Genomic DNA, 15270 nt, shown 5'->3' with positions numbered 1-15270 from the left:
TAGCATATGCAAAATACATCTGGCTGGCAAGGAATGACGCCAAGACAAGCGGGGGCATTATTAAATCGTAATGCTCCACGTATAACGGCAGATTTTCAAAAAGAATTGTCTCAACGTGTAAGATTAGTATCACAACAAATTCAAAATAAGATTAACAGCACTGCCAAGGGTGGAGTAGTACCGTTCACATCAAAGGCGATATTATTCAATTATAAAAATGTGAACGGTAGAACTGAGAACCAGATTCTTGTAAAGCAATTACAGACGAAGTACTTAAAATGGATGTTAGACGATTCTTACACACAGAAACAAGAATCTAAAATTATTCCATTCAGTACTGCCAAGTTAAACCAACAAGGTAATATTACGGGACTTAAATCTAATCTTGCCAATGGTAAGTTTAAAAAGCAAAAAGATAAACATGGTAGAACTTACATTATAGATACGCGTAAGAAGAAGGGTAAAAGTAAGCAAGATAGATTGGCGAGGATTATTGGTGTCATTCGTCAGAAGAAACGTAAACCATTGTTTGATTTTTATCAAGAGACATTAACACAAGTAAATAATGAACTATCAGATCTGAGAGGGTCATTTAACTATACATTTAGGTAAACAATATATGAACAATTTAGAAGATTGTATAAAACAATTTCCATGTTATCACCACGAAGATTTAAAAGACCAATTATTCAATGGATTTGTACCAGTAAGTACTACATTACCTTATTCAATTTGTTTGGTAATGATCAAAAAAGTTAAGAAAATGCTCGACAAGAATGGTGGTGATATGTTCGTCGTATCATTCAATCTGGATCAAAAACCATTAGTATTAGATGGTGATATTAGTACTTTTAATATTAAGGGTATAGAACAAGAATGCACTGTGATTACCCAATTACCAATCCAGTATAAAGGATATAGGTGCTGGTCAATTGTTTGCCAGTTCACACAAAAGGAGGGGACAACGGATGTTCTCAATCACAGCAATTATTGAATTAATAAAAACAGGTTTTGGATTCTTTCAGAAGAAGGAGCAAAACAAAGATGAATTGAATAGTCAGAATAGTCATGAACAAAACCAGATCACCATGGAAGAAACCCGCAATGGCAAGTCATGGCGTAATTATATGGGTTATGGCTGTGTAATTATAATCATGTGGAACTACATTGCGATTCCAATTCTGGGATTGTTTGGCGTTATTTTACCCATCATCCCACTGGAGCAGATTTTCAGGATCGTGTTCGCCATGCTGGGGAGTATATAGGCCCTAAGGGGGGGTATGGGATGTGACGGGCATTGTGGTGTTAGGTTATGGGTTCACAGTGCGATCTCATACTCACATCTCAAATAATAGTTGTTTGATTGTCTCATAACAATTGTATAAGAGTAGTATCATAGATAGTGATCGCCTCACAATGAGAACTATTATCATGTGTAAATGATTTAACAATACCTTAGTCTATGGTCATACTCATCTGCCCGAAGCTCAGTGGCAAGGTGATATAATTTGTTTTAATCTCGGTTCAGTCAGCATCCCTAAAGGGGGATATCCGGTAAGTTATGGCGTGTTAGATGAGGGCGTTTTACAGGTTCTAACCCTACAAAGTGATGAGCCTGTCGTCCAGTTGGCATTGAAAGACTAATTAACAATTGCGCGCGTATTAATCGCGCCCAGAGAGAAGGTTTCAGAGGATGGTGGAGCAAAATCCAGCAGCAGTCACCGAGTGGGTTGATATTGTTGATGATCAGAATGAGGTTATAGCTCAATCCAGTCGTCAACAAATGAGAGCTCAACGGCTACGCCATCGTGCTACTTATATTGTGGTGCATGATGGAATGGGCAAGATTCTGGTACAACGCCGTACTGAGAACAAAGATTTCTATCCCGGAAAACTGGATGCGACAGCCGGTGGGGTGGTGCAAGGCGGTGAGAACTATCTTGAATCTGCCCGGCGCGAGGCAGAAGAAGAGTTAGGCATTGCAGGGGTGCCTTTTGCCGAACATGGGCTGTTCTACTTTGAAGAAGAGTGTTGCCGCGTCTGGGGTGCTTTGTTCAGTTGTGTTTCTCATGGCCCGTTTGCGTTGCAGGCCGAGGAGATTGACGAAGTATGTTGGATGGTACCGGAGGAGATAACCGCCCGTTGTGACGAGTTCACTCCGGATTCCCTGAAAGCACTGTCATTGTGGTTAACCCGCAACAATGAGCAGAATTACGGCAAAATTACCCCGCGCGAAGATTAATGCCTGCTTAGCCATAAAAAAGCCCCTTCGTCAGGGGCTTTTGTGTTTTTACATTTATCTCACTGATTAGCGAACAATAATACCCAGCAGAATACCCAGCGCACCAAAGTCAGCATCGCTGAAGGTGGTGTTGGCAAAACCGATATCACCTAGCACGGGCAGTAAGAACACGGGTAGGAAGGTAATCAACAAGCCTTGGGCAAATGCGCCCAGAATGGCACCGCGACGCCCACCGGTGGCATTACCAAACACCCCGGCGGCGGCACCGACGAAGAAGTGAGGCACGACACCAGGGATAATCACGGTCATGTTCATCAAATACAGCGCGAACATACCGATAAGGCCCGCTGCAAAACTACTCAGGAAGCCAACCAATACCGCATTTGGCGCGTAAGGGAACACCACCGGGCAGTCCAATGCAGGTTTTGCATTCGGTACCAGTTTATCGGAGATCCCTTTGAATGCCGGTACGATCTCAGCAATAACCATTCGTACACCTTGCAGGATGATGTATACACCCGCCGCAAAAGTAATGGATTGCATCAGCGAGAACATAAACCAGTTTTTGCCACCACTCAGGCTTTTCACCACTTCCGGCCCGGCAAACAGGCAGGTTACGATGAAAATAATACACATGGTGAATGAGATAGCCACTGGTGTATCACGCAGGAACAGCAGGCTTTTCGGTACATTCATATCTTCAGTTGAATGTTCTTTATTGCCGAATTTGCTACCGATAAAACCGGCCAGTACATAAGACAAAGTAGAGAAGTGGCCGATTGCCACATCATCAGAACCGGTGACCTTTTTCATGTAAGGGTGGGCAATGGCTGGGAAGAACACCATCGCAACCCCAACCACCAGCGAACCAATAACAATCAGTGTCACACCGCTGATGCCAGCGGTGGCCAGGATCACGGCGACCATCATTGACATAAATAGGGTGTGATGACCGGTCAGGAAGATAAATTTCCACGGCGTAAAGCGAGCAATCAGAATATTGATAACCATAGCGAAGAACATAATCATCGCCATTTCTTTACCAAAGCTCTTTTGTGCCACTGACACAATCGCTTCGTTATTTGGCACCACGCCCTGAATACCGAAAGCATGCTGGAAGATATTGGCAAAATCACCCAAAGATGAAACTACCAGCCCGGCACCGGCACCTAAAATCACAAAACCCATGATGGTTTTTACGGTGCCTTTAATACATTCAGTCACCGGTTTTTTCTGGGCAATCAGGCCGATTAAAGCGATCAAACCGACCAGAATTGCCGGTTCAGAAAGCACATCACTCATTAAAAAACGAAAGAAATCCATACCAGCCTCCGCTTACAAAGCGCCTAATTCGGTTAATGCTGCAGACAGACGCTCTTTCATGGCTTTCTTATCGATCATGTTATCCAATGCCACTATCCTACCGCCAACCGCTTGAGCCACTAATTGTTCGGCAATATCTTTGGTACCGATGAAAATATCACTCGGTGTCCCTTTTGCTGAGCCCAGGTCGACGTGATCAACTTCTGCACTCACGGCTAATTCTTTCAGAATACTTTTGATGCTGATTTCCATCATCAGGCTGGTGCCTAAACCGTTACCGCAAACCACTGTAATTTTCATTTTCTTTTCCCTTAAAATTATTATCCAAACTGAATACCAAGATTAGTAACGTGCAATAACCGACAAAATATCCTGCTGCGTTTTGGCATTAAGTAAGGTTTGTACATCGTTATCGTTATCGAACAACTGAGCGAGTTGAGAAATAGCCTCGATATGGCTAGTACTGTCTGTCGCGGCTAACACGATGAGCAGTTTTACCGGGTCGTTACCTTCTGCATTGAAAGTGACGCCCTCAGTAATGAGGGTTAATGCCAGAGAGCGTTTATTTACGCCTTCTTCCGGGCGGGCATGTGGCATCGCAATCCCCGGCCCGACCACGTAATAGGGGCCAATAGCCTCATGGGAGCGATAAATTGCCTCGACATAACGGGGTTCAATGGCGCCATTATCAATCAGCGGCTGGCATGAAATTGCAATAGCATCACGCCAGTCTTTTGCCTGGCTGACCACCTGAATGACGTCTGAGGTTAACAGTGTTTTTAACATGATATTGATGACTCCCGATGACTGTTAACCTGAGAGTAGAGCGTTATCGTTGGTATTAATGTGATGAATATCTCAATTGGTAGCGCTACCTGATAGCGCTACCAAAAATTGTGATAGCGCTATCATTTGTTGTGTCAGGGGCTTTGGCTATCTCCGGATAAGCCATATACAATGCAATGTATTGTCGAGGGCTAGCTCGGAATGGCGTGTTTTGTCCAGAAAAGAAATTTTAATCAGGCAGGAATTCAGCATGGAAAAAACGCGTAAGCGCCGTAATACCGGCCGGGTCACTCTACAGGAAGTAGCAAATTACGCCGGAGTAGGGTCGATGACGGCTTCCAGAGCGCTGCGAACGCCGGAGCAGGTTTCCGAAAAATTACGTGAAAAAATAGAGCAAGCGGTTGAAATACTTGGGTATATTCCTAATCGTACCGCAGGAGCATTGGCATCAGGGCACAGTGATACCATCGCCGTTTTAATTCCGTCATTGACGGACAAAGCCAGTTCCCGGTTTATGCAAGCACTACAACAGATTCTGAATAAAAATGAGTTCCAGCTATTGCTCGGTTGCCATGAATATAATCAGCGTAAAGAGGCTGAAATATTGATGACCTTGCTGCAAAGTAATCCGGCGGCAGTGGTGATATTCGGTTCACAACTGGCAGATAAAACCTATCAACTGCTTGAAAGAGCTAACGTTCCGACGGTCAATGTGATCGGTTCCTCTTTTAAAGGGGCTAAAATAACCCTTGAAGCGGCTTTTTTTGAGTCGGCCTATGAATTAAGCCGCCATTTGCTGGCGCGTGGCTATCGCAATATTGGGTTTATCGGCGCTCATATGGACAACCGTTTACAACGCCAGCAACTGAACGGCTGGCATAAGGCGATGCTGGAGCATTACAAGAATGCGGATCAATCGGTCACTACGCCTGAAACGGCCAGTTTACAGTTTGGCCGTTATGCTCTGACTGAAATACTTCAGCGCCAACCGGAGCTGGATGCGGTGATATGCAGCCATGAAGATATCGCTCTCGGTGTGCTATTTGAGTGCCAGCGGCGGTTATTGAAAATCCCCGGTGGGATTGCAGTTGCTTGCCTGGATGGCTCAGACAGTTGTGATCAAACTCACCCGACGCTGACTTCAATGCGTATTGATTACAAAAAGATGGGTAAAGAAGCCGGTAAGATGTTGATTGATCTGCTTGATAACGATGAAGGCGGGGAGGCGGATGAACCGGTTAGCCAAAGTTTTAGCTATAAGTTTGAACCCCGGCAAAGTACTTGAATATAGAGCCAAATAGCAAAGGAAAGCCGCCCCGAAGGACGGCTACCGGGCTTACTTGCCTGATGTATTGATTATTACCGTGATTGAGTTGTTAAAAATACTCCAACCGCCACTCCCGGATGTTAACAACGCACCAAATACAACGAGTACAATACAAAAGTATCGTTTCATTGTGCGGTCCATGCTTAGACCGCTTCACGCCAGCACCACCGGTGATACTACCGTGAATACAAGCGCTGGGGTGCGCTTGCCTTTACGGCCATTGGATATCCTTTCCTGAAACCGATGCCCGCTTGCTTAAGGCGGCGAAAAGGCCCGCTGCGATTGTACACTAATGCATCTCCAGCAGATACTTGACAGTGAATAGCAACTGGCCCAAACTGAGTGGGCTGGGGTGCGCTTGCGATATGTTGGTAACCGTTTTTTTGATACCAACAACCCTGCTGGAATGGCTGCTTACCGGACCAGCGCAGAGAAACCGCTTATATGGCGGTTTTTTTGTGGGTATTTTTTACGGATGCGTTTTTGGCCAGGATGGTAGGGAGGTAAACGTGTTCTGACTGCCAATTAATAAGCCTTTTTGCCATTGAGCAAAAACGCCAGCACAAGGCTGGCGTTTCTCACACATCTTAATGGTAAAATTAAGACGCGGCGGCATCTGCCTGCGCGGACTGGATCGCCGTCAGTGCCACGGTATAGACAATATCGTCAACCAATGCACCACGTGACAAATCATTAACTGGCTTACGCATGCCTTGCAGCATTGGCCCGATAGATATCAGGTCGGCAGAACGCTGTACCGCTTTATAGGTGGTGTTACCGGTGTTCAAGTCTGGGAAGATGAACACGGTAGCTTTACCTGCAACCGGTGAGTTAGGCGCTTTAGATTTAGCCACATCAGCCATGATTGCCGCGTCATACTGCAACGGGCCATCAATGATCAGATCTGGGCGTTTTTCCTGTGCCAGACGGGTCGCTTCACGGACTTTTTCTACATCGCTACCGGCACCGGAATTACCGGTGGAGTAGGAGATCATCGCCACACGAGGTTCGATACCGAAGGCCGCCGCAGAATCAGCCGACTGGATAGCAATCTCAGACAGTTGCTCTGCTGTTGGGTCTGGGTTGATAGCACAGTCGCCGTAAACCAGAACCTGGTCAGGCAGCAGCATGAAGAACACCGAAGAGACCAATGAACTGCCCGGTGCGGTTTTGATCAACTGCAACGGTGGGCGAATAGTGTTTGCGGTGGTATGTACGGCACCAGAAACCAGGCCGTCAACTTCACCTTTCTCCAGCATTAAGGTGCCGAGAACCACGTTGTCTTCCAACTGTTCGCGGGCAACCACTTCGGTCATGCCTTTGCTCTTACGCAGCTCAACCAGACGCGGAACATATTGCTCACGCACGGCGACCGGATCAATGATTTCAACGCCTTTACCCAACTCAATACCTTGAGCCGCAGCAACACGTTGGATCTCTTCCGGGTTACCCAGCAGCACACAAGTAGCAATACCGCGTTCAGCACAGATAGAGGCTGCTTTAACCGTACGTGGCTCATCGCCTTCAGGCAATACGATACGCTTACCGGCCTTACGGGCCAGTTCGGTCAGCTCGTAACGGAATGCTGGCGGGGACAGACGGCGTGAACGCTCCGAAGTTGCACTCAGAGAATCGATCCAATCACTGCTGATATGGCTGGCAACGTAGTTTTGCACTTTCTCAACACGTTCATGGTCGTCAGCAGGGACTTCCAGATTGAAGCTTTGCAGGCTCAGAGAGGTCTGCCAAGTGTTGGTATCAACCATAAATACGGGCAGACCCGTTTGGAAGGCACGTTCACACAGCTTTTTGATAGGCTTATCAATCGCATAACCGCCAGTCAGCAGGATGGCACCGATCTCAACGCCATTCATCGCTGCCAGGCAAGCTGAAACCAATACGTCCGGGCGGTCTGCTGAAGTGACTAACAGAGAACCAGGGCGGAAATGTTCCAGCATATGCGGGATACTGCGAGCACAGAAAGTCACCGACTTAACCCGGCGAGTATTGATATCGCCTTCGTTAATTATGGTGGCTTTCAAGTGCTTGGCCATATCAATAGCGCGGGTCGCAATCAGCTCGAAGCTCCAAGGCACACAGCCCAGAACGGGGATCGGGCTGTTGGCAAACAGCAGGCTTGGATCAATATTTGCCACACTGGCCTTGGTCGAATCATCAAAGATTTCAGACAGGTCAGGGCGGGTACGGCCTTGCTCATCAACAGGTGCATTCAGCTTGTTGATGATAACGCCGGTGATATTTTTGTTTTTGCTGCCACCAAAACTAGAGCGCGCGAGTTCGATACGCTCTTTCAACTGATCCGGCGAGTCATTACCCAGAGCAATAACAAAGACGATTTCAGCGTTCAGCGTTTTGGCAATTTCATAGTTCAGTGCATTGGCAAACTGATGTTTACGGGTTGGCACCAAGCCTTCAACCAGAACCACTTCTGCGTCTTTGGTATTTTCGTGGTAACGGGCAACAATCTCTTCCATCAACACGTCTTGCTGGTTAGAACTCAGCAAGGTTTCCACATAACCCATGTTCAGTGGCTCAGCAGCAGTGATGCTGGAGTTTGCACGAATGATGGTGGTGGTTTGGTCAGGTGCGTTATCACCTGCACGTGGCTGGGCGATGGGCTTGAATACGCTCAGGCGTACACCTTTTTGCTCCATCGAGCGGATGACACCCAAGCTGACGCTGGTTAAACCAACGCTGGTGCCTGTCGGGATCAACATTATTGTACGGGACACGGCTAAACCTCTTTACGGTTATGCCCTTCGCCCTTGACGTTGCAGGGTTGTTAGATACGCTTACCTGCCACGCCAATGACTTTGGGAACATCCTTCGCCCTTGACGTTGCAGGGTTGTTAGCTACGCTTACTAACCCGAATCCCTGACCTGAGTAAGCTCATCGGGATTAGTTCGCTTGCTGCCTACCTGCTACGCCAATGACTTTGGGTATTGGGTATATGTCAAAAACTCTTACGCGGTCAGACAGGCTGCGTCTTGCGCAATAACCAGCTCTTCGTTGGTTGGGATAACCAGAGCCAGGCGGCTGCCATCTTTGGTGATAGTGCCGGACTTACCAAAGCGTGCTGCCATGTTACGTTCATGGTCAATTTCAAAGCCCAGCAGGCCCAGTTTGTTCAGTGTCAGTTCACGTACCATTGCGGCGTTTTCACCAATCCCGCCAGTGAAGACGACTGCATCCAGACGACCCTCCATCAGCGCGGTATAAGCACCGATGTATTTCGCCAGACGGTGGCAGAATACGTCCATCGCACGCTTGGCATCTGCTTTGGTGTGGTAGTTGTCTTCAACATAACGGCAATCACTGGTGACTTCAGTCAGGCCCAGCAGACCCGACTCTTTGGTCAGCAGCTTGTTGATTTGATCAACGCTCATCCCCATTGAATCATGCAGATGGAAAATGATAGCTGGATCCAAGTCACCACTACGGGTACCCATTACCAGACCTTCCAGTGGGGTCAGACCCATTGAAGTATCAACACATTTACCATTACGAACTGCGGTAACTGAACCACCGTTACCCAAATGGCAGGTGATGACATTCAGTTCATCCAGTGGTTTGTTCAGGGTTTTAGCCGCTTTCTGACTAACATAGAAGTGGCTAGTACCGTGCGCGCCATAACGACGGATACCGTGATCTTTGTATAAGCGGTACGGCAGAGCGTAGAGATAAGACTCTTCTGACATTGTTTGGTGGAAAGCCGTATCAAACACCGCAACATTTTTATTCGCCAGATTCGGGAATGATTTCAATGCGTCAGCAATACCGATCAGGTGAGCCGGGTTATGCAATGGTGCAAACGGGATCGAATCTTTGATACCCTGAATAACTTCTTCAGTAATGATAGCTGATGCAGTGAATTTCTCGCCACCATGAACAATACGGTGACCGATAGCCGTCAGCTGAGCAGAAAGCTCTGGTTTTTGTGCCAGAATAGTATTAACAATGAAATTCAGTGCTTCGCTGTGTGCAGCACCAGCGCCCAATGCTGCTTCTTGTTTGCTGCCCTCAAGTTTCCATTTGATACGGGCTTCAGGCAGATGGAAGCATTCGGCTAAACCAGAGAGGTGTTCTTCACCGTTGGTCGCGTCGATGATAGCAAATTTTAAGGAAGAGCTACCGCAGTTAAGAACCAGTACTAGCTTACTCGACATGGAAGTACCTATTTATAGTCGTGTTCAACAATTGTTTTGGCCGGACCGATGCGAATGATTTATCAACGGTGCAAAAACAATGAAAAACATATGGTTAATAAAACGTCAATCTGCCCAAAAGCGTAGCGCATATTGGCGTCGACATTAATGATTAACATCATGCGATAGTAAAAAAGGCATGATGATGGAAAAATCGCGGATTAAACGTTAAGAGCAAACGTTAAAATCGGGTGTAACAATCGGTGCGATTTAACAAAAATGGTTTAAATGCTGCAAAAAGTTGACATATTTAGTGTCATCTTCTAGCGGCCAGAAGGCCGAGCTAGGATACCGATAGCGCCGACTAAAAACAAAATATATTTAACAGACTAATTTTTAGTTTGTGGATTACAAAATAAATTTTAATATTTATATGTGAAGTTGAGGTGAGTCATGACAACAAAACCCTCTGATACTGTAAGTTGGTTTCAGGTACTCCAGCGCGGCCAGCACTATATGAAGACCTGGCCTGCGGATAAACGACTGGCCCCGATGTTTCCGGAGAATCGTGTCGTAACCGCGACGCGCTTTGGCATCCGCTTTATGCCACCGTTGGCCATCTTTACCCTAACCTGGCAGATAGCGCTTAGCGGCCAATTGGGGCCAGCTATCGCAACGGCGCTGTTCGCCTGCGGTTTACCCTTACAAGGGTTATGGTGGTTAGGTAAGCGTGCCATAACCCCCTTGCCGCCAACATTATTACAGTGGTTCCACGACGTTCGTAACAAGCTGGCCGAAGCTGGGCAGGTGGTAGCACCCATTGAACAAACGCCAACTTATCAATCCCTGGCGGATGTGCTGAAACGAGCCTTCAAGCAACTGGATAAAACGTTTCTCGATGATCTGTAGCGGTGGCTTGCTATAAGGATGCTGACCGGGTTTCTCCTCCCCCGGTCATTCCCGGTGCAAAATCCCCTGTCAAATCAAAGTATGGCTTAAGTCGGTGTGCGATGATTTCCTCATTATTTATGTATTAGGAGTGAGTGATGGATATGACAAACGCCCAACGGCTGATTCTATCGAATCAGTACAAGATGATGACCATGCTGGATCCGGAAAACGCTGAGCGCTATCGCCGCCAACAAACTATCGTCGAGCGTGGCTTTGGTTTGCAGATGCGTGAACTGGACCGCGATTTTGGTGAAATGAGCGAAGAAACTTGCCGTACTATCATTAATATTATGGAGATGCATCACGCTCTGCAAGTCTCTTGGGGTAACCTGAACGATAAGCAGGATCTGGATGAGCGCCGTATTGCGTTCCTCGGTTTTGATGCGGCCACAGAATCTCGTTATCTGAGCTATGTGCGCTTTATGGTCAACACTGAAGGGCGCTATACCCATTTTGATTCCGGTACCCACGGCTTTAATTCTCAAACCCCAATGTGGGACAAATACCAACGGATGTTGGCTATCTGGCAATCATGTCCGCGCCAATATCATTTGAGTGCGGTTGAAATTTCGCAAATTATTAATGCCTGAGAGGGCGTAATTATCGCGACATTAGTTTTTTGAAGACATTAGTTTTGTGAGAATACGGTATTTTGTGAAAATACGGGTTTACTGATGAGGATGAGCTTGTGGAGTGTAAAGGTTTTCTTTTTGATTTGGACGGGACTCTGGTCGATTCATTACCGGCTGTGGAACGAGCATGGATTGGTTGGGCGCAAGGCCACGGCATTGAACCATCGGAAGTGTTAGATTTTATCCATGGCAAACAAGCGATTACCTCTTTACGTCATTTTATGCCGGGTGCCAGTGATGCTGAACTTCAGGCAGAGTTTCTGGCATTAGAGCACATCGAAGCTAATGACACCGACGGTGTTAGTGCACTACCGGGCGCAGTATCGCTATTGGAGCGACTGAATAGCCTGTCTATTCCGTGGGCTATCGTCACTTCTGGTTCGGTACCGGTCGCGAGCGCACGCCGTGCGGCCGGCCATTTGCCGGCGCCGGAGGTATTTATTACTTGTGAGCAGGTTAAACACGGAAAACCTCAACCGGATGCCTATTTACTGGGCGCTGAGCGTTTAGGTTTGGCACCTGCTGATTGCATCGTGGTGGAAGATGCCCCTGCGGGTATTTTATCTGGCCTGGCTGCAGGTTGTAAGGTGATTGCGGTCAACGCACCCGCCGACACGCCAAAACTGGAACAGGTTGATTTGGTATTGAATTCACTTGAGCAAATTGTGGTTGAAGCCACTGCAAAGGGTGCCGTGGTTCGCCTGCTAGATTAAACAGGTGATAAGTCAGTGACCGAACAGCCTGATGGCGCTCTGAGGTTATCGACAACGTGCTCAGCACGGAGAGAATAGGCAGACAGTAAAGACGCCGTAAACCCATCCCTGGCGCGGACGCTTTACTCTTCTGCCTATCCTCACCGTCTAACATCGCGTCATCGGGGTTTGTCAACAGTAAAAGAGCGCCTGATGGCGCTCTTTTACTGTTTTCAGGAAAAAATACGATTAATATGCTGGTGGGATGGTAAGCGCATAAATTTACAGTCATTATTGATCTCAAACAGCGGCAACTGCTTAATTTAATGTTTTACTACCAGAGCCGGATATCTCCTTTCACTTTTTGCCAACGAGGCCATTTTGAACAGCGAACTATTATGGGTGTTGACGCTACTTCTGATAGCTATTGTGCTGTTTACCACCAATAAACTGCGGATGGATGTGGTGGCATTGCTGGTGATTATTGCCTTTGTGATGAGTGGTACCTTGTCTCTGAGTGAGGCTACCAGCGGGTTCAGTGACCCTAACGTGATATTGATCGCCGCACTGTTTGTGATTGGTGAAGGGTTGGTCAGAACCGGTGTTGCCTATCAGGTTGGTGATTGGTTGGTGAAAGTTGCCGGTCACAGTGAAACGAAAATGTTGGCATTACTCATGGTTACTGTTGCCGGCCTGGGGGCTTTTATGAGCTCAACCGGGATCGTCGCGATTTTTATCCCGGTGGTACTGAGTGTGGCTAACCGGATGAAAATCTCGCCGGGGCGTTTAATGATGCCACTGAGTTTTGCCGGTTTAATCAGTGGCATGATGACATTGGTCGCGACTCCACCAAACATGGTTGTTAACAGTGAGTTACTGCGTGAAGGTCTAAAAGGGTTTGGTTTCTTCGGCGTCACACCAATTGGTATTATCATTTTGCTGTTGGGTGTTGGTTACATGCTAGTTGCCCGGCGCTGGCTGGGGGGAAAACCGGAAAGTTCAGAAAAAGAACAGCAATGGAAGCGCCGTACCTTCCGTGATCTAATCCGCGATTATAAACTGACGGGTCGCGCCCGCCGTTTGGCTATTCGCCACGATTCTCCGTTGATTGGCCGATCCCTTGACGAACTGCATTTGCGCGCCCGCTATGGCGCTAATGTGGTTGGGATTGAGCGCTGGAAGCGTTTTCGCCGCGTGATGGTCAGTGCGACTGGTTCGTCTGAACTGCGCGAGAACGATGTGTTGCTGATCGATATGTCTGATTGCGATATGGATTTGCGTGAGTTCTGTACTGAGCAAATGCTGGAGCCGATGGTGCTGCGTGGTGAGTACTTCTCTGAACAGTCTCGCAACGTAGGGATGGCTGAAGTTTCTCTTATCCCGGATTCTGCTCTGTTGGGCAAAAGCTTACGTGAGGTCACCTTCCGTACCCGTTATGGCCTGAATGTGGTCGGTATTCGCCGCAATGGTAAGACGTTAGAAGGCAAGCTGGTTGATGAAAAATTGCAGTTTGGCGATATCTTATTGGTGATAGGTGACTGGAAATTGATCCGTCAGTTGCAGTTAAAAACCCGTGATTTTATCGTACTGAGCCTGCCCGCTGAAGTTGACGAAGTGGCACCGGCTATCTCACAAGCGCCTCATGCTCTGTTCTGTTTGGCATTGATGGTTGCCATGATGCTCACCGACGAAGTGCCAAATGTGATTGCCGCTCTGGTGGCCTGTTTGCTGATGGGACAATTTCGTTGTATTGATATGGAAAGTGCTTACCGCTCAATCCATTGGCCAAGTTTGATTTTGATTATCGGGATGATGCCCTTTGCACAGGCGTTGCAGAAAACCGGTGGGGTTGATTTGATTGTTCAGGGGCTGATGGATGTCGCTGGGGGATTGGGGCCACGGGTCATGTTGACCTGTTTATTTGTGCTATGTGCCACGATTGGGTTGTTTATCTCCAATACGGCAACGGCGGTATTAATGGCACCGATTGCCATTGCTGCCGCCCGTGAAATGTCGGTTTCCCCTTATCCTTTCGCGATGATCATTGGCATTGCCGCTTCCGCAGCCTTTATGACACCGGTGTCGTCACCAGTAAATACATTGGTTTTAGGCCCTGGAGGTTATAAATTCGGTGATTTTCTCCGAATGGGGGTACCGTTTACGATATTAGTGATGGCAGTGAGTGTGATGGTGGTGCCAGTGTTATTTCCCTTCTGATTATCCTTCGTCCGTGACGTTACAGGGTTGTTAGCTGTGTTTGCGCACCCGAATCACTGACGAGAGTCAGCTCATCGGGATTAATGAGCCTCATCCATGAGGCCCACCCTATAGGCTAGCATAAATGCTGTTCAAATCGGTTCCCGACCGATTTGTTGCTCACTGGCTGCCTACCTGTAACGCCAATGACTTTGGCTAATTTCATTCGGCAGCTCAAATGCGCTTTTAAGGTCAAAACATAAAATGATGGATTGCTGGTTAATCCGGTGAGTCGAGGCTGATTTCATCCAGAGACAGGCTGAAGCTGGGCACGAACACCACCATAAAGTAATCCATTTCTGGGCTTTGGCGCAGCGCGAGCGTTTTTTCTAACCGCGCTTTGGCTTGAATAAACTCATTATTACCCGCAGACAGCTCTTCCAGACATTTTAAATAAGCACACAAGGCATCGGCTTGTTTAACCAGTGCTTTCTCCTCATCGCTGTAATAGTGCTCATCCAGCAGACAACGAAAATCATGCTGTAGCTCTGCCGGTAGCATCTCGATCAGTTTCTGTTGAGCGACTTTTTCTATTTTTTTGTATTCGTGCGCGATTTGCGGGTTGTAATACTTGATGGGCGTCGGTAAATCCCCGGTAATCACTTCGCTGGCATCGTGGTACATCGCCAGCAGTGCAATGCGATCAGCATTAAGATTGCCCTTAAACTTACGGTTCTTGATGATCGCCAGCGCATGGGCGACAAACGCCACCTGCAAGCTATGTTCAGAGACATTTTCAGTGCGAACATTGCGCATCAGCGGCCAGCGATTGATCAGTTTCAGGCGGGATAAATGGGCGAAGAAGTGGCTCATTATTTACTCTCTTTTGTACTTTTTAAGTGCAGGCATGGGGATAGTTTATCAGATCGGGTTTCAGTTGATGCGCGATTAGTT

Annotated in this window: 14 protein-coding genes and 1 pseudogene; 9 read left to right on the top strand and 6 right to left on the bottom strand. The window is 47.4% G+C overall.

Going from position 1 to position 15270, the window contains the following annotated elements; genetic code table 11:
* The first annotated feature begins 6 nt into the window (after window positions 1-6).
* The 4 genes and pseudogenes from AEP37_RS10485 (at window position 7) to yfcD (ending at window position 2242) form a co-directional block, all read left to right on the top strand.
* The gene (locus AEP37_RS10485; protein ID WP_049613078.1) at window positions 7-612 is read left to right on the top strand and encodes a hypothetical protein; all 606 of its coding nucleotides are present in this window, start codon (window positions 7-9) and stop codon (window positions 610-612) included.
* A 356-nt stretch (window positions 613-968) separates the two neighbouring features.
* Window positions 969-1265: a hypothetical protein gene (locus tag AEP37_RS10475; RefSeq protein WP_049613075.1), complete on the top strand. Its 297-nt coding sequence runs from the start codon at window positions 969-971 to the stop codon at window positions 1263-1265.
* A gap of 190 nt (window positions 1266-1455) precedes the next feature.
* Window positions 1456-1644, top strand: a pseudogene (locus AEP37_RS24845) (metallophosphoesterase family protein); the annotation flags it as partial.
* A 49-nt stretch (window positions 1645-1693) separates the two neighbouring features.
* Window positions 1694-2242: an NUDIX hydrolase YfcD gene (yfcD, locus tag AEP37_RS10470; RefSeq protein ID WP_049613073.1), complete on the top strand. Its 549-nt coding sequence runs from the start codon at window positions 1694-1696 to the stop codon at window positions 2240-2242.
* A 66-nt stretch (window positions 2243-2308) separates the two neighbouring features.
* Here the strand turns inward: yfcD and AEP37_RS10465 are convergent, their stop codons facing one another.
* The 3 genes from AEP37_RS10465 to AEP37_RS10455 are packed head-to-tail and all read right to left on the bottom strand — an operon-like array spanning window position 2309 to window position 4351.
* A complete protein-coding gene (locus AEP37_RS10465) occupies window positions 2309-3565 on the bottom strand; it encodes a PTS ascorbate transporter subunit IIC (RefSeq protein WP_038631791.1) in 1257 nt (418 codons plus the stop codon).
* A gap of 12 nt (window positions 3566-3577) precedes the next feature.
* Window positions 3578-3865 (bottom strand): PTS sugar transporter subunit IIB, encoded by a 288-nt coding sequence (locus AEP37_RS10460; protein ID WP_049613071.1) that lies wholly within the window; start codon window positions 3863-3865, stop codon window positions 3578-3580.
* Window positions 3866-3907: 42 nt separating this feature from the next.
* Window positions 3908-4351 (bottom strand): PTS sugar transporter subunit IIA, encoded by a 444-nt coding sequence (locus tag AEP37_RS10455; RefSeq protein ID WP_049613069.1) that lies wholly within the window; start codon window positions 4349-4351, stop codon window positions 3908-3910.
* Between the two features lie 250 nt (window positions 4352-4601).
* Between AEP37_RS10455 and AEP37_RS10450 the strand changes: the two genes are divergently transcribed.
* Complete coding sequence (locus AEP37_RS10450; RefSeq protein ID WP_049613068.1) at window positions 4602-5636, top strand: LacI family DNA-binding transcriptional regulator; 1035 nt, start codon at window positions 4602-4604, stop codon at window positions 5634-5636.
* Between the two features lie 641 nt (window positions 5637-6277).
* On the opposite strand, the gene pta is transcribed toward AEP37_RS10450, so the two are convergent.
* Together pta and ackA are read right to left on the bottom strand one after the other, a co-directional pair.
* Window positions 6278-8416 (bottom strand): phosphate acetyltransferase, encoded by a 2139-nt coding sequence (gene pta, locus AEP37_RS10445; protein ID WP_049613066.1) that lies wholly within the window; start codon window positions 8414-8416, stop codon window positions 6278-6280.
* 247 nt (window positions 8417-8663) lie between these two features.
* Entirely contained in the window at window positions 8664-9866 is a 1203-nt protein-coding gene (ackA, locus tag AEP37_RS10440; RefSeq protein WP_049613064.1) for an acetate kinase, read from the bottom strand.
* A gap of 432 nt (window positions 9867-10298) precedes the next feature.
* Between ackA and yfbV the strand changes: the two genes are divergently transcribed.
* From yfbV to AEP37_RS10420, 4 genes are all read left to right on the top strand, one after another.
* On the top strand, window positions 10299-10754 hold the full coding sequence (gene yfbV / locus AEP37_RS10435; protein ID WP_049613062.1) for a terminus macrodomain insulation protein YfbV: 456 nt from the start codon (window positions 10299-10301) through the stop codon (window positions 10752-10754).
* Between the two features lie 137 nt (window positions 10755-10891).
* Window positions 10892-11386: a YfbU family protein gene (locus AEP37_RS10430; RefSeq protein ID WP_049613060.1), complete on the top strand. Its 495-nt coding sequence runs from the start codon at window positions 10892-10894 to the stop codon at window positions 11384-11386.
* Between the two features lie 98 nt (window positions 11387-11484).
* Entirely contained in the window at window positions 11485-12141 is a 657-nt protein-coding gene (locus AEP37_RS10425) for a sugar phosphatase (RefSeq protein WP_049613059.1), read from the top strand.
* A gap of 360 nt (window positions 12142-12501) precedes the next feature.
* Complete coding sequence (locus tag AEP37_RS10420; RefSeq protein ID WP_049613057.1) at window positions 12502-14337, top strand: SLC13 family permease; 1836 nt, start codon at window positions 12502-12504, stop codon at window positions 14335-14337.
* 258 nt (window positions 14338-14595) lie between these two features.
* Here the strand turns inward: AEP37_RS10420 and yfbR are convergent, their stop codons facing one another.
* Window positions 14596-15189: a 5'-deoxynucleotidase gene (gene yfbR, locus AEP37_RS10415; RefSeq protein WP_049613055.1), complete on the bottom strand. Its 594-nt coding sequence runs from the start codon at window positions 15187-15189 to the stop codon at window positions 14596-14598.
* Window positions 15190-15270 lie beyond the last annotated feature (81 nt).

The sequence above is a fragment of the Yersinia pekkanenii genome (assembly GCF_001152565.1).
In the GTDB taxonomy this organism is placed as follows: Bacteria; Pseudomonadota; Gammaproteobacteria; order Enterobacterales; family Enterobacteriaceae; genus Yersinia; species Yersinia pekkanenii.
The sequence above is the reverse complement of the archived record's forward strand: the minus strand, read 5'-3'. Positions and strand labels throughout refer to the sequence as shown.

Excerpts from the sequence above, each read along its gene's own strand:
- AEP37_RS10485 (WP_049613078.1), top strand. The coding sequence starts at position 7 with ATGCAAAATACATCTGGCTGGCAAGGAATGACGCCAAGACAAGCGGGG.
- AEP37_RS10465 (WP_038631791.1), bottom strand. The coding sequence starts at position 3,565 with ATGGATTTCTTTCGTTTTTTAATGAGTGATGTGCTTTCTGAACCGGCA.
- yfbV (WP_049613062.1), top strand. The coding sequence starts at position 10,299 with ATGACAACAAAACCCTCTGATACTGTAAGTTGGTTTCAGGTACTCCAG.
- pta (WP_049613066.1), bottom strand. The coding sequence starts at position 8,416 with ATGTTGATCCCGACAGGCACCAGCGTTGGTTTAACCAGCGTCAGCTTG.
- yfcD (WP_049613073.1), top strand. The coding sequence starts at position 1,694 with ATGGTGGAGCAAAATCCAGCAGCAGTCACCGAGTGGGTTGATATTGTT.
- AEP37_RS10460 (WP_049613071.1), bottom strand. The coding sequence starts at position 3,865 with ATGAAAATTACAGTGGTTTGCGGTAACGGTTTAGGCACCAGCCTGATG.
- yfbR (WP_049613055.1), bottom strand. The coding sequence starts at position 15,189 with ATGAGCCACTTCTTCGCCCATTTATCCCGCCTGAAACTGATCAATCGC.
- AEP37_RS10455 (WP_049613069.1), bottom strand. The coding sequence starts at position 4,351 with ATGTTAAAAACACTGTTAACCTCAGACGTCATTCAGGTGGTCAGCCAG.
- AEP37_RS10475 (WP_049613075.1), top strand. The coding sequence starts at position 969 with ATGTTCTCAATCACAGCAATTATTGAATTAATAAAAACAGGTTTTGGA.
- AEP37_RS10450 (WP_049613068.1), top strand. The coding sequence starts at position 4,602 with ATGGAAAAAACGCGTAAGCGCCGTAATACCGGCCGGGTCACTCTACAG.
- AEP37_RS10430 (WP_049613060.1), top strand. The coding sequence starts at position 10,892 with ATGGATATGACAAACGCCCAACGGCTGATTCTATCGAATCAGTACAAG.
- ackA (WP_049613064.1), bottom strand. The coding sequence starts at position 9,866 with ATGTCGAGTAAGCTAGTACTGGTTCTTAACTGCGGTAGCTCTTCCTTA.